Source organism: Acinetobacter sp. FDAARGOS_558 (assembly GCF_003937785.1).
GTDB classification, from domain to species: Bacteria; Pseudomonadota; Gammaproteobacteria; order Pseudomonadales; family Moraxellaceae; genus Acinetobacter; species Acinetobacter baumannii.
On sequence record NZ_RKJH01000001.1, the window covers coordinates 1,488,313 to 1,510,285 of the forward strand.

The window sequence follows — 21,973 nt, forward strand, 5'->3', positions numbered from 1 at the left end:
TTAAAAATTAAAAAAGAGAACCCTAGGGTTCTCTTTTTCTGATGATTCAATTATCTATTAATAGAGAATTTGACCATTGTTAAGTAATTCAGTCTCTGTTGTAGTAACACCTTGTAAGACTAACAATGTAGTGAAGTTATTACCTGGGATGAGTCCTGATAATCCATCACGGTCAATCTGAATTGTAGTGTTACCACCACTTGTAGTGACATTCAGATATTGTCCAATATTAGCATCTGTTTGATCTCCATCTAACAAGGCTCTGATATCAATCAGATCAGCTTGTTTGTCTGTAGCAACATTACCAACATGGAAGTCAGTCCAAGTATCTACACCGTTACCACCTGTATTTGCACCATTGTTAGCTGTAGCAGCAGTTCCATTCAACAATTGATAAATCACAGTATCTGAACCCGTACCTGTTGTGAATGTGTCATTCGCAGAAGTACTTGTGTAAAGAAGATTGTAATCAGTATGTGTTAAATCAATCGTTAAGGTTGATTGAGATTCAACTCCACCAGTTACGGACACAATCTTATAGTTAATACTGTCAGTAGACGCCAATTGTGTGGTTGTAGTCACATCATTTGGACGATACTCATATTCACCATTTGATTGCATAATCAATACACCGTTACCGGTATTGATTGTTTGTCCAACTGCATCAACATAAGCATTTTGTGCATTATCCCAAACTTGGAGTTTAGCTCCTTCATGAGACAAGATGCCTGTATCCGCTACTCCACCAATGTTGTCTCCTGCCAACACATTTCCGCTGATCCAATCTGAACGATAAGTATCTAGATGAACTGTCGTTGTAGAAACATTTGTATCTAGTGAAGTCGCACCAAGTGAAACACCTGTTAGCGTATATTGTACGCGGTAGGTACCTGCAGCTAAATGCTCAACAGTGTCTTGGAATGCAACACTACCCGCTTGAATAGTTGCCACACTTCCTAGAGCAGTTTGAGAACCTGAGTAAATTGTATTCACCCATGCTGTACCATTCCAGCTTTGGATCACATAACTTACTGTCGGTAGTAAACTTGCTAGAGGTTGTGCTGTATAAACCGCTGATAGATCAATATTAGCAACAGTTCCAGCTCCTACTACAAACTGATCAGACACTACTGAATTAGAACCGATGAGGTTTACAGAAACCACAGGGCTCGCCACATCTACTGGTAGATCAGCAGCATTTGAGAAGTCTGTAGTTGTAACCACATGATCAGGATTAGCAGTTAATTGTACTACGCCATCATTTGCTGGGTTAGCAGCATCCCATGCGATCGTTACGTCTGGTGAACCAACCTGAACATGTAATGTCGCTGTATCTGTTGCCCCTGTTAATACATCACGAATTGTATAAGTGAATGAATCCACTTTACCAATCGCGCTCAGATCAGTTGTATTTGGTGTATAGGTGTAGTGACCATTTGTAGAAATCACCAATGTACCGTATGCACCGTTTATAACTGTATCTGTTCCGACAGTTTGTGGTAGAGCACCCACTACTTCAGATGTCACAGTGGTAACTTGAGTAGTTAACGTAGTTACGTCATCAGTCAATACATTACCATCTGCAACAACCGCTGTATTGGTAGGCGCAACTGTGTAATCAAAGTCATCTTTCACTACACTCATTGTACCTAAGATACCTACTCCTAAACCGGTGTACACCATAAATGCACGGTATTCACCTTGGCCTAGATCTGGAACAGTAACACCAATTCCACCGTTACCTAGTAAACCAATATTGAGTAAGCCAGTACTTGAGCCACCGTCAATATTATGCCAAGCACCATCAGCACCTTTTTGCTGTAATACAACTTTATAGTCATTAAACAATGATAATGAAAGCACTGGAGCATATGCAAATGTCACATCAGCTTCGTGTCCAGCATCAATTGTAAATGCAACACTTGGTGTTCCTAACAAGGAAACATTTAAGTTCTCTGTAATGCCCACCAATGCTAGATAAGTTGCAGAACCTACAGCTACACCAAGCTCGCCTTGAGGAACGATATCTACACCAGCAGAAACAACGTTATCAATCGCGTCTACAGGAGTAACTGTGATGACAGCAGGTTGTGATGGATCACTTGTATTCCAAGTCATATCGACTGCATCGCTATCAATATGGAGATACAAGGTCGCTTGCGATGTATTTAGACCATCTGACAAGGTATAAGTAAATTGATCAACTTGACCAAGGCTTGCAGCCTCACCATTTGGTTGATAGCTGTAGTTACCATTAGCATAAATTGACAATGTACCGTGGTCACCGACAATGGTTGTGACACCTGTCGCATTAACCGCAAATGCTGTGCCGTTAAATTCAACGCTAGTTACTGTGCTAAAACCAGAAGCAGTATCTGCGTGTCCATTTAAGCCCACATCATGAATAACGTTACCTTCTGCAACTTGAGTGCTGTAGCCTGTGATATTTGTCGCATCAAATACATCTTTCTGAACTGACAATGTACCTAATAAGCTAACTCCAACACCACTACCAGCATAAGTCATATAGGCTCTATATTGACCAGCAGCTAGACCTTCTAATGTCACTGAATTTCCACCAAAGGCTGCCAGACTGAGTAAGTCCGCATCTCCAGTGCCATTTACAGCTACCCATTGATTGGTTGCAGTATCAAATTTTTGTACCACAAGAACATAATCAGCTAACAAGCTTGCGCTGATAAGCGCACTGTAGTTAAACGTTACATCATTTAATGTCGCATCAGTCAAAGTGAAGTTAACGCTTTGGCCGCCAGCTTGGAAGTCAAAATTATCAGTCAATGTTAATAATGCTAGATACGTAGTATTACCTACCGCAACATCATTACCAATTTGCAGATATTCTGGATTAACAACAGCTACAGCAAGGTCGTCTACGGCAATCACTGGCGTACTGTTGCCAATAGTGAAGTCTAGACTTGCACTTATATTGCCGCCCAAAGGATCAGCCAACGTATAAGTGAAGTGATCGACTAGACCGAGGTTGGCATTCGTATTATTCGGCGTATAGATGTAATCACCATTCGCGAATATTTGAAGCGTACCGTATTGACCCTGAATAATTGTTCCAGTATTTGGATCAACATTCGTAGTCACACCGTTTACAGTAACTGAATCAACAATTGTGTATCCAGTTACAGCATCAGCATTTGTACCTACGCCAAGACCAGTAATGACATTGCCTTCAGATGCCAAACCAGTAAAGTCAATTTGGTTTGGATCGTAAACATCCATCGTACCTGACAATGTACCTAGGATACTCTTACCATAGAGGCCGTTGTATGTCATAAAGGCACGGTATTGACCTTCGTCAAGCCCTTCAACAACCACTCCCGGTGTCGCATTCACACCTATACCCAATACACTTAAGTTCAGTAAAGAAGCTTCACTGCTACCGGTAATTGATTCCCAACGATTTGTAGCAGTATTGAATTTCTGTACTACAAGTTGGTAATCACCGAGCGCTCCTTCATTGATTAAACTGCTGTATTTAAAGGTTGCGGTTCCAGTTTCACCAGCACCTACATTGAACTCCACAGTACTATTCACGAATGGTAAAGGAGCTTGTAGGTTGATGCCAGCCAACGATAACAATGCAAGATAAGTTGCACTACCCAATGCTCTGTCATCTTCGATGAGATGAGGCTCAGCAGCAATTGCAGCATTTACAGCGTCATCCACTGCTGTAATCGTTACAGTAGCAGGTTGTGATGGATCAGCTGCATCCCAATTCATATCCACAACTTTACTATCTAGATGTACATAGAACGTAGCTTGTGAAGTTGTATTAGAAGCTGGGTCTAACAAGGTATAAGTAAATTGATCAACCTGACCTAATCCAGCACTATCAGCATTTGGCGTGTAGGTATAATCACCATTTGCATAGATGAGTAAAGTACCGTGAGTACCAATAATCTCAGTTGGAGATGCACTTACTGCAACACCATTGACTTCACTGATAATACTGTTAGGTGTAGCGATATCAACATCACCATTCGTATTTGGATCAGAGATTAGGTTGCCATGAGCTGCTACGACATCGTAACCAGTAATAACCGCTGGGTTATAGACATCTACACTGCCGTTTAATGTTACAGCTACTGCTCCGCCTACCAAGCCATTGAATGATAAGAATGCTCTATATTCACCCTCTGTAAGCCCACCTATTTGCGCAGTTGGCGTATTACCGAGCAAGGTCAAGTTCAGTAATGAACGATCACCTGTACCATTCACCGCTTCCCATTGTCCTGTCACATCATTGTATTTTTGCAACACAACATTGTAGTCACCTAAAGCAGATGCACCAATCAAGCTATTGAAGTTAAACGTTGCAACCCCTTCCTGACCAGCAGCGATAGTAAAGTCAACCGTATCTACTGTGAGGAGTTGTAGGTCAACAATATTTCCGACATTCAATAGAACGCCATAGAATGCTGAATCAGTCTCTGTACCCACCAATTGATATTGTGGATTGAGTTCAACCTCAACAAGGTTATCCGCTGCACGAATCGAATCAAACACGATATTAAGATTAGCTTGACCTGTTGCTCCAGTTACTGAGTCAGTTAACGTATATGTGAATACATCAGTTTGACCTACACCAGAACCATCTGCATTTGGTACATACACATAACTACCATCTTGATAGAAAGTAATTGTTCCGTAAGTACCTGCAAATGTCTCTCCATCAGCATCAATCGGATGACCATTCACTGATGAAACATAAGTATTTGCAGTTACCTGATCGACTTGTCCTGTTGTTGGATCTGGATCAGTAATCACGTTACCTTCAGCATTACCAATTTCATATCCACCTGCTACAGACAAATCATAATCATCCATAGTGGCAGAAAGAGTGCCTAACACGCCTAATCCTAACAGTCCGTCGTAGGCTAAGAAGGCACGGTATTGACCCGCATCTAAACCATCAAGGACTGCACCAGGAACATTTCCTGTACCAATACCTAACAAGTGCAAGCTAATTAATGATGAATTAGCATCACCATGTATAGATTCCCATTGGTTAGTTGTTGTATTGAACTTCTGAACTACTAACTTGTAATCAGAAAGTACAGCTGCGTCGATTAAGCCACTATATTGGAAAGTAACATCACCTTCATGGCCAGCAGCGACAGTAAATCCTAGAGAATTACCACCAAGTTGAAGGTCTAAGCCTGCTACAGATGTAAGTACTAAATAAGAAGTACTACCTAGACTTACATCATCACCCACAAGAGATGGTTGCGGACTAAGAACTGCATGGTCAGTGTTGTCAAAGGCCAAGATACTAGAAGAACTAATCGTTACCGTACCAGTTGCCGGAATCGATACATTACCCGCAGGGTCGGTTGCAGTTACGCTTACGGTATGCGGACCATCGATTAATGAAGGAAGTGTATTGTCTGCAAGCGTCCAGGTACCGTCACCATTGTTGGTTGCTGGGTAATCCACGCCATCCACAGTCACTACAACTGTCGCAGTAGGATCATCAATCGTACCAGTCAATGGTGGTGTATCATCATTAGTAGTTACATTTGTGAAACCAACTACCGGTGCAACAATGTCTACAACGAAACCATCAGTTCCATCAAGTACATCACCTGTACCTAAGTTACCTGCAAGGTCTGTGTAAGTATTATCAGCCACACTGATGCTTGGTGCTGTGCCTGTACCATCCGGTGTGAACACTGCTGTCCAGGTGATGTTGTCAGTCGTAACCAATGCACTCAATGTACCACCTACTAGGGTGATATCATTCGCATCAAAGCCTGCCACTGCCTCACTGAATGTGAAGGTAATGTTCGCTGATTCACCTGCTGCAAGAGCCAGATCATCAGTTGTAATTGCAAGTGTTGGTGGAACAATGTCTACAACGAAACCATCAGTTCCATCAAGTACATCACCTGTACCCAAGTTACCTGCAAGGTCTGTGTAAGTATTATCAGCCACACTGATGCTTGGTGCTGTGCCTGTACCATCCGGTGTGAACACTGCTGTCCAGGTGATGTTGTCAGTTGTAGTCAATGCACCTAATGTACCACCTACAACTGCGATGTCACTTACATCAAAGCCTGTAACTGCTTCACTGAACGTGAAGGTAATATTGGCTGTTTCACCTGTTGCAAGCGCAAGGTCATCAGTCGTAATCGCAAGCGTTGGTGGAATAATGTCTACAACGAAACCATCAGTTCCATCAAGTACATCACCTGTACCTAAGTTACCTGCAAGGTCTGTGTAAGTATTATCAGCCACACTGATGCTTGGTGCTGTGCCTGTACCATCCGGTGTGAACACTGCTGTCCAGGTGATGTTGTCAGTTGTAGTCAATGCACCTAATGTACCACCTACAACTGCGATGTCGCTTACATCAAAGCCTGTAACTGCTTCACTGAATGTGAAGGTAATGTTGGCTGATTCACCTGCTGCAAGAGCCAGATCATCAGTTGTAATTGCAAGTGTTGGTGGAACAATGTCTACAACAAAACCATCAGTTCCATCAAGTACATCACCTGTACCCAAGTTACCTGCAAGGTCTGTGTAAGTATTATCAGCCACACTGATGGTTGGTGCTGTGCCTGTACCATCCGGTGTGAACACTGCTGTCCAGGTGATGTTATCAATTGTAGTCAATGCACCTAATGTACCACCTACAACTGCGATGTCACTTACATCAAAGCCTGTAACTGCTTCACTGAATGTGAAGGTAATGTTGGCTGATTCACCTGCTGCAAGCGCAAGGTCATCAGTCGTAATCGCAAGCGTTGGTGGAACAATGTCTACAACGAAACCATCAGTTCCATCAAGTACATCGCCTGTACCCAAGTTACCTGCAAGGTCTGTGTAGCTGCCATCAGCCACGGCAATGCTTGGTGCTGTGCCTGTACCATCTGGTGTGAACACTGCTGTCCAGGTGATGTTGTCCGTTGTAGTCAGGCCAGTCAATGTACCGCCTACAACCGTGATGTCACTTACATCAAAGCCGGCAACCGCCTCACTGAACGTGAAGGTAATGTTGGCATCTTCACCTGCCGCAAGTGCAAGGTCATCTGTCGTGATCGCAAGTGTTGGTGCTGTCGCATCAACAGTCACTGTACCTGTTACCGGAGTTGAAACGTTACCTGCCACATCTGTTGCAGTCACACTTACCGTATGCGGACCATCTGCCAACACTGGAAGTATATTGTCTGCAAGCGTCCAGGTACCGTCACCATTGTTCACCGCTGGGTAATCCACGCCATCCACAGTCACTACAACTGTCGCAGTAGGATCATCAATCGTACCGGTCAATGCAGGAGTTGTATCGTTAGTCGATACATCCGCGAAAGTTACTACCGGTGCTACAAGATCAACGATAAAGCCGTCTGTACCGTCAAGTACATCGCCTGTACCCAAGTTACCCACAACATCTGTGTAGCTGCCATCAGCCACGGCAATGCTTGGTGCTGTGCCTGTACCATCTGGTGTGAACACTGCTGTCCAGGTGATGTTGTCCGTTGTAGTCAGGCCAGTCAATGTACCGCCTACAACCGTGATGTCACTTACATCAAAGCCGGCAACCGCCTCACTGAACGTGAAGGTAATGTTGGCATCTTCACCTGCCGCAAGTGCAAGGTCATCTGTCGTGATCGCAAGTGTTGGTGCTGTCGCATCAACAGTCACTGTACCTGTTACCGGAGTTGAAACGTTACCTGCCACATCTGTTGCAGTCACACTTACCGTATGTGGACCATCTGCCAACACTGGAAGTGTATTATCTGCAAGCGTCCAGGTACCGTCACCATTGTTCACTGCTGGGTAATCCACGCCATCCACAGTCACTACAACTGTCGCAGTAGGATCATCAATCGTACCGGTCAATGCAGGAGTTGTATCGTTAGTCGATACATCCGCGAAAGTTACTACCGGTGCTACAAGGTCAACGATAAAGCCGTCTGTACCGTCAAGTACATCGCCTGTACCCAAGTTACCTGCAACATCTGTGTAGCTGCCATCAGCCACGGCAATGCTTGGTGCTGTGCCTGTACCATCCGGTGTGAACACTGCTGTCCAGGTGATGTTGTCCGTTGTAGTCAGGCCAGTCAATGTACCGCCTACAACCGTGATGTCACTTACATCAAAGCCTGCAACTGCCTCACTGAACGTGAAGGTAATGTTGGCATCTTCACCTGCCGCAAGTGCAAGGTCATCTGTCGTGATCGCAAGTGTTGGTGCTGTCGCATCAACAGTCACTGTACCTGTTACCGGAGTTGAAACGTTACCTGCCACATCTGTTGCAGTCACACTTACCGTATGCGGACCATCTGCCAACACTGGAAGTGTATTGTCTGCAAGCGTCCAAGTACCGTCACCATTGTTCACTGCTGGGTAATCCACGCCATCCACAGTCACTACAACTGTCGCAGTAGGATCATCAATCGTACCGGTCAATGCAGGAGTTGTATCGTTAGTCGATACATCCGCGAAAGTTACTACCGGTGCTACAAGGTCAACGATAAAGCCGTCTGTACCGTCAAGTACATCGCCTGTACCAAGGTTACCCACAACATCTGTGTAGCTGCCATCAGCCACGGCAATGCTTGGTGCTGTGCCTGTACCATCTGGTGTGAACACTGCTGTCCAGGTGATGTTGTCCGTTGTAGTCAGGCCAGTCAATGTACCGCCTACAACCGTGATGTCACTTACATCAAAGCCGGCAACCGCCTCACTGAACGTGAAGGTAATGTTGGCATCTTCACCTGCCGCAAGTGCAAGGTCATCTGTCGTGATCGCAAGTGTTGGTGCTGTCGCATCAACAGTCACTGTACCTGTTACCGGAGTTGAAACGTTACCTGCCACATCTGTTGCAGTCACACTTACCGTATGCGGACCATCTGCCAACACTGGAAGTGTATTGTCTGCAAGCGTCCAAGTACCGTCACCATTGTTCACTGCCGGATAGTCAACGCCATCCACATTGACAACTACAGTGGCTGTCGGATCGTTCACTGTACCAGTAAGTGCTGGTGTGCTGTCATTCGTCAACACATCATCCAGCGCAACCACAGGTGCTGTGATGTCTGCTGAAACTGTGCCTGTACCTGGCAATGAAGTGTTGCCTGCAGGGTCAGTCGCTGTTGCAGTCACTGTATCGCCATCCACCAGGTTACCTGGGTTTGGTACTGACCAGCTGCCATCTGTGCCTGCCACCACTGTTGCAGTGGTGCCATCAGGATAAGTCACAGTCACGGTTGAACCAGGCTCTGCCTGACCGCTCACTGGGTCTGTTGCATTGATCGGATCAAGCACCGGTGCATTTGGTGCAACCGTATCAATGGTCACCACTGCAGTATCGTTACCTACGTTACCTGCTGCATCTGTTGCAGTCACGGTAATGGTGTGTGGACCGTCTGCGAGTGTTGGAAGTGTATTGTCTGCAAGCGTCCAGGTGCCGTCGCCATTGTTCACTGCCGGATAGTCAACGCCATCCACATTGACAACTACAGTGGCTGTCGGATCGTTCACTGTACCAGTAAGTGCTGGTGTGCTGTCATTCGTCAACACGTCATCCAGCGCAACCACAGGTGCTGTGATGTCTGCTGAAACTGTGCCTGTACCTGGCAATGAAGTGTTGCCTGCAGGGTCAGTCGCTGTTGCAGTCACTGTATCGCCATCCACCAGGTTACCTGGGTTTGGTACTGACCAGCTGCCATCTGTGCCTGCCACCACTGTTGCAGTGGTGCCATCAGGATAAGTCACAGTCACGGTTGAACCAGGCTCTGCCTGACCGCTCACTGGGTCTGTTGCATTGATCGGATCAAGCACCGGTGCATTTGGTGCAACCGTATCAATGGTCACCACTGCAGTATCGTTACCTACGTTACCTGCTGCATCTGTTGCAGTCACGGTAATGGTGTGTGGACCGTCTGCGAGTGTTGGAAGTGTATTGTCTGCAAGCGTCCAGGTGCCGTCGCCATTGTTCACTGCCGGATAGTCAACGCCATCCACATTGACAACTACAGTGGCTGTCGGATCGTTCACTGTACCAGTAAGTGCTGGTGTGCTGTCATTCGTCAACACATCATCCAGCGCAACCACAGGTGCTGTGATGTCTGCTGAAACTGTGCCTGTACCTGGCAATGAAGTGTTGCCTGCAGGGTCAGTCGCTGTTGCAGTCACTGTATCGCCATCTACCAGGTTACCTGGGTTTGGTACTGACCAGCTACCATCTGTGCCTGCCACCACTGTTGCAGTGGTGCCATCAGGATAAGTCACAGTCACGGTTGAACCAGGCTCTGCCTGACCGCTCACTGGGTCTGTTGCATTGATCGGATCAAGCACCGGTGCATTTGGTGCAACCGTATCAATGGTCACCACTGCAGTATCGTTACCTACGTTACCTGCTGCATCTGTTGCAGTCACGGTAATGGTATGTGAACCGTCTGCGAGTGTTGGAAGTGTATTGTCTGCAAGCGTCCAGGTGCCGTCACCATTGTTCACTGCCGGATAGTCAACGCCATCCACATTGACAACTACAGTGGCTGTCGGATCGTTCACTGTACCAGTAAGTGCTGGTGTGCTGTCATTCGTCAACACGTCATCCAGCGCAACCACAGGTGCTGTGATGTCTGCTGAAACTGTGCCTGTACCTGGCAATGAAGTGTTGCCTGCAGGGTCAGTCGCTGTTGCAGTCACTGTATCGCCATCCACCAGGTTACCTGGGTTTGGTACTGACCAGCTGCCATCTGTGCCTGCTACCACTGTTGCAGTTGTGCCATCAGGATAAGTCACAGTCACGGTTGAACCAGGCTCTGCCTGACCGCTCACTGGGTCTGTTGCATTGATCGGATCAAGCACTGGTGCATTTGGTGCAACCGTATCAATGGTCACCACTGCAGTATCGTTACCTACGTTACCTGCTGCATCTGTTGCAGTCACGGTAATGGTGTGTGGACCGTCTGCGAGTGTTGGAAGTGTATTGTCTGCAAGCGTCCAGGTGCCGTCACCATTGTTCACTGCCGGATAGTCAACGCCATCCACATTGACAACTACAGTGGCTGTCGGATCGTTCACTGTACCAGTAAGTGCTGGTGTGCTGTCATTCGTCAACACGTCATCCAGCGCAACCACAGGTGCTGTGATGTCTGCTGAAACTGTGCCTGTACCTGGCAATGAAGTGTTGCCTGCAGGGTCAGTCGCTGTTGCAGTCACTGTATCGCCATCCACCAGGTTACCTGGGTTTGGTACTGACCAGCTGCCATCTGTGCCTGCCACCACTGTTGCAGTGGTGCCATCAGGATAAGTCACAGTCACGGTTGAACCAGGCTCTGCCTGACCGCTCACTGGGTCTGTTGCATTGATCGGATCAAGCACCGGTGCATTTGGTGCAACCGTATCAATGGTCACCACTGCAGTATCGTTACCTACGTTACCTGCTGCATCTGTTGCAGTCACGGTAATGGTGTGTGGACCGTCTGCGAGTGTTGGAAGTGTATTGTCTGCAAGCGTCCAGGTGCCGTCACCATTGTTCACTGCCGGATAGTCAACGCCATCCACATTGACAACTACAGTGGCTGTCGGATCGTTCACTGTACCAGTAAGTGCTGGTGTGCTGTCATTCGTCAACACGTCATCCAGCGCAACCACAGGTGCTGTGATGTCTGCTGAAACTGTGCCTGTACCTGGCAATGAAGTGTTGCCTGCAGGGTCAGTCGCTGTTGCAGTCACTGTATCGCCATCCACCAGGTTACCTGGGTTTGGTACTGACCAGCTGCCATCTGTGCCTGCCACCACTGTTGCAGTGGTGCCATCAGGATAAGTCACAGTCACGGTTGAACCAGGCTCTGCCTGACCGCTCACTGGGTCTGTTGCATTGATCGGATCAAGCACCGGTGCATTTGGTGCAACCGTATCAATGGTCACCACTGCAGTATCGTTACCTACGTTACCTGCTGCATCTGTTGCAGTCACGGTAATGGTGTGTGGACCGTCTGCGAGTGTTGGAAGTGTATTGTCTGCAAGCGTCCAGGTGCCGTCACCATTGTTCACTGCCGGATAGTCAACGCCATCCACATTGACAACTACAGTGGCTGTCGGATCGTTCACTGTACCAGTAAGTGCTGGTGTGCTGTCATTCGTCAACACATCATCCAGCGCAACCACAGGTGCTGTGATGTCTGCTGAAACTGTGCCTGTACCTGGCAATGAAGTGTTGCCTGCAGGGTCAGTCGCTGTTGCAGTCACTGTATCGCCATCCACCAGGTTACCTGGGTTTGGTACTGACCAGCTGCCATCTGTGCCTGCCACCACTGTTGCAGTGGTGCCATCAGGATAAGTCACAGTCACGGTTGAACCAGGCTCTGCCTGACCGCTCACTGGGTCTGTTGCATTGATCGGATCAAGCACCGGTGCATTTGGTGCAACCGTATCAATGGTCACCATTGCAGTATCGTTACCTACGTTACCTGCTGCATCTGTTGCAGTCACGGTAATGGTGTGTGGACCGTCTGCGAGTGTTGGAAGTGTATTGTCTGCAAGCGTCCAGGTGCCGTCGCCATTGTTCACTGCCGGATAGTCAACGCCATCCACATTGACAACTACAGTGGCTGTCGGATCGTTCACTGTACCAGTAAGTGCTGGTGTGCTGTCATTCGTCAACACATCATCCAGCGCAACCACAGGTGCTGTGATGTCTGCTGAAACTGTGCCTGTACCTGGCAATGAAGTGTTGCCTGCAGGGTCAGTCGCTGTTGCAGTCACTGTATCGCCATCCACCAGGTTACCTGGGTTTGGTACTGACCAGCTACCATCTGTGCCTGCCACCACTGTTGCAGTGGTGCCATCAGGATAAGTCACAGTCACGGTTGAACCAGGCTCTGCCTGACCGCTCACTGGGTCTGTTGCATTGATCGGATCAAGCACCGGTGCATTTGGTGCAACCGTATCAACTGTATATGTTTGTGTATCGTTAACACTGCTGCTATTACCTGCCGCATCTGTAAACGTTACTTTGGCATCAATCGTCTTATCTGCATCTGCAGTCAAGTCACTGCCTGATACGCTTACTGTCCATGTGCCTGCTGTGCTATCTACAGTTGCAGTATACGTCTGGCCATTGATCACAACAGTGACCACTGTATTTGCTGCATCTGCCGGAACGTTTTTCAATACGCCTGTAACAGTAACGTTGCCTGACGCTTCTGATGCATTAATCACATTGTCAGCTGTTACTGAATCAACCGTGAAGTTAACACCATCTGTATTTGGGCCAACTGCATCGACAATAGCTGTGCCTGGTAATGATGGGTTACCTGCTGGATCTGTAGCAATTGCTGTAACTTTATCGCCATCATTTAAACCTGGATTTGGTACTGTCCAAGTACCATCCGGTCCTGCAACAACTGTTGTTGTACTGCCATCTGGATAAGTCACAGTTACTGTTGAACCAGGCTCTGCCGTACCTGTAATCGGGTCTGTCCCGTTAACCGGGTTAATTACTGGTGCATCAGGTGCAGTGGTATCGATTGTATATGTTTGTGTATCGTTAACACTGCTGCTATTACCTGCCGCATCTGTAAACGTTACTTTAGCATCAATCGTCTTATCTGCATCCGCAGTTAAGTCACTACCTGGTACGCTTACTGTCCATGTGCCTGCTGTGCTATCTACAGTTGCAGTATACGTCTGGCCATTGATCACAACAGTGACCACTGTATTTGCTGCATCTGCCGGAACGTTTTTCAATACGCCTGTAACAGTAACGTTGCCTGACGCTTCTGATGCATTAATCACATTGTCAGCTGTTACTGAATCAACCGTAAAGTTAACACCATCTGTATTTGGGCCAACTGCATCGACAATAGCTGTGCCTGGTAATGATGGGTTACCTGCTGGATCTGTAGCAATTGCTGTAACTTTATCGCCATCATTTAAACCTGGATTTGGTACTGTCCAAGTACCATCCGGTCCTGCAACAACTGTTGTTGTACTGCCATCTGGATAAGTCACAGTTACTGTTGAACCAGGCTCTGCCGTACCTGTAATCGGGTCTGTCCCGTTAACCGGGTTAATTACTGGTGCATCAGGTGCAGTGGTATCGATTGTATATGTTTGTGTATCGTTAACACTGCTGCTATTACCTGCCGCATCTGTAAACGTTACTTTAGCATCAATCGTCTTATCTGCATCCGCAGTTAAGTCACTACCTGGTACGCTTACTGTCCATGTGCCTGCTGTGCTATCTACAGTTGCAGTATACGTCTGGCCATTGATCACAACAGTGACCACTGTATTTGCTGCATCTGCCGGAACGTTTTTCAATACGCCTGTAACAGTAACGTTGCCTGACGCTTCTGATGCATTAATCACATTGTCAGCTGTTACTGAATCAACCGTAAAGTTAACACCATCGGTATTTGGACCAACTGCATCAACAGTAGCTGTACCTGGTAAAGATGGGTTGCCTGCTGGATCTGTAGCAATTGCCTCAACTTCGTCACCATCATTAAGGCCAGGGTTTGGTACTGACCAACTGCCGTCGGGTCCTGCTACAACTGTTGCTGTGTCACCATTAGGATAGGTTACTGTTACGGTTGAACCAGGCTCTGCTGTACCTGTAATTGGGTCTGTCCCGTTAACTGGGTCGATTACTGGCGCTGCAGGAGCAGTGGTATCGATTGTATATGTTTGTGTATCGTTAACACTGCTGCTATTACCTGCCGCATCTGTAAACGTTACTTTGGCATCAATCGTCTTATCTGCATCCGCAGTCAAGCCAATGCCCGGCACACTTACTGTCCACGTGCCTGCTGTTTTATCTACCGTTGCATTATAAGTTACCCCATTAATAACAACTGTAACGGCCGTGTTAGTCGCATCTGCTGGAATGTTTTTCAGAACACCAGTAATCGTGACATTACCTGCTGCTTCTGATGCATTAATCACATTGTCAGCTGTTACTGAATCAATCGCAAAGGTAACGCCAGCTGTATTTGGAGCAGCTGTATCAACTGTCACAACACCTGTATCTGTACCCGCATTGCCTGCTGCATCTGTTGCAGTCACGGTAATGGTGTGTGGACCGTCTGTTAATACAGGCAAGGTATTGTCTGCAAGCGTCCATGTACCGTCACCATTATTTACTGCCGGATAGTCAATACCATCCACATTCACAACCACAGTTGCTGTTGGATCGTTCACTGTACCAGTGAGTGCTGGTGTACTGTCATTGGTCAATACATCGTTAAGCGCTACTGTCGGTGCAACTGCATCAACAATAGCTGTTCCTGGTCCTGATGTATTGCCAGCAGGGTCTGTTGCTACAGCTGTAACTTCATCGCCATCATTCAAGCCTGGGTTTGGCACAGTCCAAGTACCATCCGGTCCTGCTACAACAGTTTTCGTACTACCGTCCGGATAAGTCACAGTCACTGTTGAACCAGGTTCTGCTGTACCTGTAATCGGGTCTGTCCCGTTAACTGGGTCAATCACTGGTGCATTTGGTGCAGTGGTATCAAGTGTATAAGTTTGTGTATCGTTAACACTGCTGCTATTACCTGCTGCATCTGTAAACGTTACTTTGGCATCAATCGTCTTATCTGCATCCGCAACTAAGCCACTGCCCGGTACACTTACTGTCCATGTACCTGCTGCTTTATCTACAGTCGCATTATAAGTTACCCCATTAATAACAACTGTAACGGCCGTGTTGGCCGCATCTGCTGGAATGTTTTTCAAAACACCTGTAATGGTGACATTACCTGATGCTTCTGATGCATTAATCACATTATCAGAAGTAACAGGGTCAACCGAGAAAGTTACGCCATCGGTACTTGGTGGAGTGGTGTCAGCAGGTGCTGAAGAATCATCATTACTATCATGATTTGATGCTGCAGCGATAATACCGCCTGCAACTAGTGGAATAGCAGCCCATAACCATGGGTTCACGCCTGCATCATGATAAAGTAGAGGCTCAATTGAAGAAATAGGCTGGTAAATAACATCAGATACCAACTCTTGTGGAGCTTCTGCTGGTAGAGCTGCTGGTAAATCTTCACCTAAAAGTGCTTGTGGTTCCACGTCACTGTCAGCATCTGCGTCAGCGTCACTATCCGCATCTGCATCATTTTCAGCATCTTTGAATTTTGCCCAAATCAACTGTCCATTTTCATCTTGGAAAACCAGACTGTTATCTTTAGGCTCAGCTGTTCCACTAAAGAAGCCTTCAATAACAATAGTCTCGCCATTTTTCAGACGTATGACTGCATTGGTACCCTCCCTATTTACTACCAATACATCGCTGGCAGCCACTTTCACCAACACAACTGACGCTTCTGAAAGTTTTGCAGAAGTTCCCTCTGTGGTTACCAAGGTTTTATGATTATCCTTGGCAATAATTTGTATCTCAGGCATATCTATATTCCTTTTATATTATTGATTTAAATGATTTTATGTATAATTCTTTTTACTTAATGTTTTCGAGTTTTTGACCTACAACTTAAAAACATTAAGTAATGTGATCATTTTTACATTAAACACTTTAAAATAAAAAAAACAAATACTAAAGTACTCAAAGAAAAAAAATTAATTAATACAAATTTTATATAAATAAAAATCTGATTTTTCTACTTATAATTTATTCAACAAGCTTATTAACTGTTTTATATATAAAACAAAATTAGTTTCTTATTATTGAACATTCATTGAAAATTATTTTAATTTAAATTTTTATATAACAAGTTTTAATATCTCAATAAAATAAAATATATTAATAATGATATATATAGAAAAAAAATGGCCTTAGATAATATTTTACTATTACACTAAAGCCTCATTTTTATATTCAAATAAAAATTATTTTTTTATTTACTTTTAGAAATTATCTGGACTTTCGAAACGTTTTACTTCTTGTAACTTATTTGGATCATGCATGGTTGCGATCCCGTCTTCTGTTTTTTGATCAACAATAACATCTGGGTTAAAGATAGTAATTGTTTCTCTTCCTAATGCATCTTCTCCAACTATATATTGAAAGCCACGGCGATTCATTTTATGGCATAGCTTTTGATAAAAGCCTTTAAGCCCTTCCGTTTCTTCATTAGGATTGTAATAAAATGCATTCATTACCGCAGGAAGGCCAAGTCCACATACTACACCAGATAACAATACGCTAATAAAGGTATATCCAATCAGAATACTACTATAAGGACTCAGCGCCGGAATATTCGCGACCGCCAAAATTAAAGCGAGTGAAATCCCTCCTCGAACACCACCCCAAGATAAAATAGTTAAACTACCATTGTAACTTTTGGTCTTACGCATTGTTGGGAAGAAAGCAAAAGACATAAAGTTGGCGGCAAAACGAGAAATATGGAGAATAAAGAAAGCAACTATTCCACCTAAAATCAGGCTAAAGTTTAAGTCAAGAATAAATAACTCAAGGCCAATTAAGGTAAATAAGAATGAATTGATAATCCCTTCTACTGTATGCCAAAAATGGTTAACCTCTCTGATCTCACGCTCTTCACGAATTTCTTTCCATTTATTACCGACGATTAAACCACCAATTACACAGGCAATCGGTGCGGAAGCATGGGCGAATAGAGCCACCAAATATGCTCCGCTTGCAAGTAAGGCAGTTGTTAAAATCAGGGATTCCATTTCGTGTTTACCACGCAATAAGCGTAAGGTACCTATCCCAAATGCCCACCCAATACCAACAGCTACCACAATTTCATAAAGCAAAGCTTCTAATGTCGCAACCAATGAAAAATGTTCACCCTGTAAAACATTCAGTAATGTCATAAATAAGGCAATACACATCGCATCGTTAAATAAAGATTCTCCTTCTAATTTAACAATGAGATGATGAGGAGCACGAATTGAACTTAAAACACCTTTAATACCGATCGGGTCTGTTGCACCTAATGCTGCACCTAATAATAGAAGAACCAAAATTGGTACATGATGCCCAACTAACAATTGGAAACCGTAAAGTAAGCTACCAAACAATACAGCGCAGATTACCAAGGCAATAGTGGCCAAAATACTAATCTGTTTCCAATAGCTTCTTAGATCTGAAATTTTAAATTTAAGTGCTGAAGATGTCAGAATAAAGCAAATAACGCCATTAATTAAAAAATCATAGAAATCGATGTGACGTACTGCTTCCTCAATATTATGAATATTGATAGTAATGAATTGATTACCATTTAAAAGACTGGCTCCCCATTGCAAAATGAAGACAAAAATCGCAGAAACAAGTGGTACGCCGATAGCCTGAGGAAAGCCCAAAATACGCTTATTAAATATGGTGGTCGCAATTGATAAGGCAAATACAACCGTAAATGCTTGTAATAAGAAAAAATTACCCATGAACACCCTTCTTCTGGGTCAATGACCAAATAAAAAATCTAGACAGCAGAACTGAACAGAACGAGAAAATAGGCACCTCATGTGTGCCCAAGCAATTAAAAAGTTGGAATACAAGTTTAACGAATTACGTTAATCATTCTATCAATTAGTTAAATTTCTTAACATTAATTATGTTGGAGGGATGATTAAAAAGATGAGCCTACTTAAACACCTTGTAAACTCATCTTATTTATAGATTTAGATAGAATTATTAAAAGTATCGCATTGGCTAATATCACCAGTTTTTAAACCGACTTGGAACCAGTGCATTCGCTGTTCACTACTACCATGAGTAAAGCTATCCGGAACGACCTGTCCAGTTGCCCGTTTTTGTAAGTAGTCATCTCCAATTTTTTGCGCGGCATCCATTGCCTCCTCAACGTCCCCCTGCTCTAAAAACTGAGTACGTTGTTGATTATGATTGGCCCAGATACCCGCTAAACAGTCAGCTTGTAATTCTTGACGTACAGATAACTGATTACCTTCTCTTTGACTGACTTGTGCACGAGCCTGTTGTACTTGAGATGAGATACCAAGCAAAGTTTGAACATGATGTCCTACTTCATGGGCAACTACATAAGCTTGGGCAAAGTCCCCTGCCTGATCTTGTCTCGATAATTCTGTCTGATTTTGTTCGCCAGATATTCCCATCTGCTCACGCATATCTTTGAAGAATTCTGTATCTATATAAACCTTCTGATCTGCTGGGCAATAAAAGGGACCCATTGCAGACTGAGCTGTACCACAGCCTGACTGAATCATCCCACTAAACAAGACTAATTTTGGTGGCGTATAAGTTTTACCTAACTGTTTAAAAATAGGTGTCCACGTATCCTCTGTATCGGCTAATACTGTTCCAACAAAATCAGAAGCTTCTTTTTGCTCGGCTGTTAAACTTTCGGGTGCAGTTGCATTTGATTGTTGCGAAGCGGTAACCTGCTGCGTTGCCTGATATGCTTGTTGGGGGTCAACGCCAAAAAATTTCCATGCAACAAATGCTACAACCAAACCAATAATACTAATACCACCTGCCCTAACACCGCCTCCGCCTCGACGGTCTTCAACATTGGTACTGACTCGACGATCTCTCCAACGCATAATTTCCCTCTTCTTTATAGATGGCCTGATTAACTAGAAGCTTTTGGCCACATTTTTTGTATCAAGCTAACAACAAGCAATACTATTGCACCAGCAACAATTCCTATTGCAAAGTTAATAAGCGTTGGGGTTAAAGCACCAATGATGTTGCCTACAGCAGGTATAGTTTCCACATGGTCAACTGTATTTTCAGTGACATGATGGAGTAAAGGAATCGTATGATTAATAATCCCTCCACCTACCAAAAACATCGCAATAGTGCCGACGATAGACAATAACTTCATTAAAAGTGGCGCAAATGCAAGCAGCCCGCGACCGATAGTTTGTTTAAAAGAAGCAGCCTGTTTTGTTAAATATAGACCCAAGTCATCAATCTTAACAATCATGCCGACCAAACCATAAACGCCGATCGTCATCACAACTGCAATAATGCTGAGGACACTAACTTTAGTCATTAAAGTTGCAGTTGCCACAGTACCTAAAGAAATAACCACAATTTCAGCTGACAAAATAAAGTCTGTACGAATAGCTCCTTTCACTTTATCTTTTTCAAAAGTAGCCAAGTCTAACTCTTCACTATCAAACTCTTTTTGTGCTTCTTCTGAGGTTGAGGCTTTTTTATGTGTAATGGTATGAAGAACTTTTTCAACACCCTCATAACATAAGAATAGCCCGCCAAGCATTAATAAAGGATTAATCAACCAAGGAGCAATCACGCTAATTAATAAAGCTAGAGGAACTAAAATGAGCTTATTAACAAAGGAGCCTTTAGCAACTTTCCACACAATCGGTAATTCGCGATCAGCACGGACACCTGTAACCTGTTGTGCATTTAAAGCCAAATCATCACCTAAAACACCAGCAGTTTTTTTTGCTGCCATTTTGCTCATTAAGGCGACGTCATCTAAAATTGTTGCAATATCATCTAGTAGTAAAAGTAAGCCACTTGCCATTTCTTATCCAGGTTTGTATTTATTAAACTATTGTAAGATGATTTTTTTCAATTTTTGTAATTTTACTGAATAAATTCACAATATTATTTTAAGAAAAGTTTACCCAATTGCTGACGAAAAAATTTTATTTCCCGTACAATAATGCCAATCTTTTATATTGCAGGGCTTATTATCCCTGATTAAGCCAATACCATAGTGGAATAAATAATGAGTAATGTTGATCAGCGTCCAATTATTTTGACAGGCGACCGCCCAACCGGACAACTTCACCTCGGGCATTTTGTCGGTTCTTTGCGTTCTCGTGTAGGTCTACAGGATAGCCATCATCAACATCTCTTATTAGCAGATGCACAAGCGTTAACAGACAATGCCGATAACCCAGATAAAGTACGCCGTAACATTTTAGAAGTTGCTCTAGACTATTTAGCGGTAGGCATTGATCCAACTAAAACCACAATTTGTGTACAGTCATGCTTGCCTGCACTGAATGAGCTTACAATGTTATATCTTAACTTTGTAACTGTAGCTCGATTGGAACGTAACCCAACCATCAAATCTGAAATTCAAATGCGTGGTTTTGAACGAGACATTCCTGCCGGTTTCCTTTGCTATCCTGTAGCACAGGCAGCTGATATTACGGCTTTTAAAGCGACTGTAGTACCAGTAGGCGAAGATCAAATTCCAATGATTGAGCAAACTAACGAAATCGTGCGTCGTGTAAACCGTCAAATTGGTCAAGACCTTTTACCTGAATGTAAAGCATTGCTTTCTAATATGGCTCGTTTACCGGGTTTTGATGGTAAAGCGAAAATGTCTAAGTCATTAGGCAATACTATTGTTTTAAATGCTTCTGACAAAGACATCAAAAAAGCTGTAAATGCGATGTATACCGATCCAAATCATCTTCGCATCGAAGATCCGGGTCAAGTTGAAGGAAACATTGTATTTACTTATTTAGATGCATTTGATCCAAATAAAGAAGAAGTTGAAGAGCTAAAAGAACACTACCGCCGTGGTGGTCTTGGTGATGGTACTGTTAAAAAACGTCTTGAAGGTGTACTAAAAGAATTAATTACACCTATACGTGAACGTCGTGAAGAACTTGCTAAAGATCCTGACTACATTATGGATGTTTTACGCCAAGGTACTGATAAATGTCGAATCATTACTCAGCAGACTTTGGACGAAGTTAAAGATGGATTAGGCTTATTTAAGTTCTAATTTTTATATTAGAGATATAAATAAAAAAAAGCCCTACGGGGCTTTTTTTATAATTATATTTAGATTCAATAATTTAATTTTTTAGAATTTCTATATATTTATTATGATTCACACGCTTTTACCCTTTTAACGTGAAGTAACACTAATTAACGTGAACCTTAATGAACAAATAAGAATGCGTCACTACTATAACCTGAGTAGGTTGATATGAACCTCACGACATTTCTCCTTAAGCCGAAACTGTTTTTAACAGATTCGTTGTTCTACGCAGTGATCACCCCAATCATTGCGTATTT

The 21,973-nt window shown here is 44.1% G+C and carries 5 protein-coding genes; 1 reads left to right on the forward strand and 4 read right to left on the reverse strand.

Going from position 1 to position 21,973, the window contains the following annotated elements:
* Positions 1–57: 57 nt before the first annotated feature.
* The 4 genes from EGT34_RS07125 to EGT34_RS07140 form a co-directional block, all read right to left on the reverse strand.
* A complete protein-coding gene (locus EGT34_RS07125) occupies positions 58–16,404 on the reverse strand; it encodes a BapA/Bap/LapF family large adhesin (RefSeq protein ID WP_042791510.1) in 16,347 nt (5,448 codons plus the stop codon).
* 459 nt (positions 16,405–16,863) lie between these two features.
* Positions 16,864–18,366, reverse strand: coding sequence for a cation:proton antiporter (locus tag EGT34_RS07130; RefSeq protein ID WP_000526259.1), 1,503 nt, complete (start codon positions 18,364–18,366; stop codon positions 16,864–16,866).
* 237 nt (positions 18,367–18,603) lie between these two features.
* The gene (locus EGT34_RS07135; RefSeq protein WP_001267655.1) at positions 18,604–19,503 is read right to left on the reverse strand and encodes a neutral zinc metallopeptidase; all 900 of its coding nucleotides are present in this window, start codon (positions 19,501–19,503) and stop codon (positions 18,604–18,606) included.
* Positions 19,504–19,532: 29 nt separating this feature from the next.
* The gene (locus EGT34_RS07140; protein WP_000146247.1) at positions 19,533–20,456 is read right to left on the reverse strand and encodes a DUF808 domain-containing protein; all 924 of its coding nucleotides are present in this window, start codon (positions 20,454–20,456) and stop codon (positions 19,533–19,535) included.
* Positions 20,457–20,663: 207 nt separating this feature from the next.
* On the opposite strand from EGT34_RS07140, the gene trpS reads away from it, so the two are divergent.
* Positions 20,664–21,677, forward strand: coding sequence for a tryptophan--tRNA ligase (gene trpS / locus EGT34_RS07145; RefSeq protein WP_000072945.1), 1,014 nt, complete (start codon positions 20,664–20,666; stop codon positions 21,675–21,677).
* Positions 21,678–21,973: the final 296 nt, after the last annotated feature.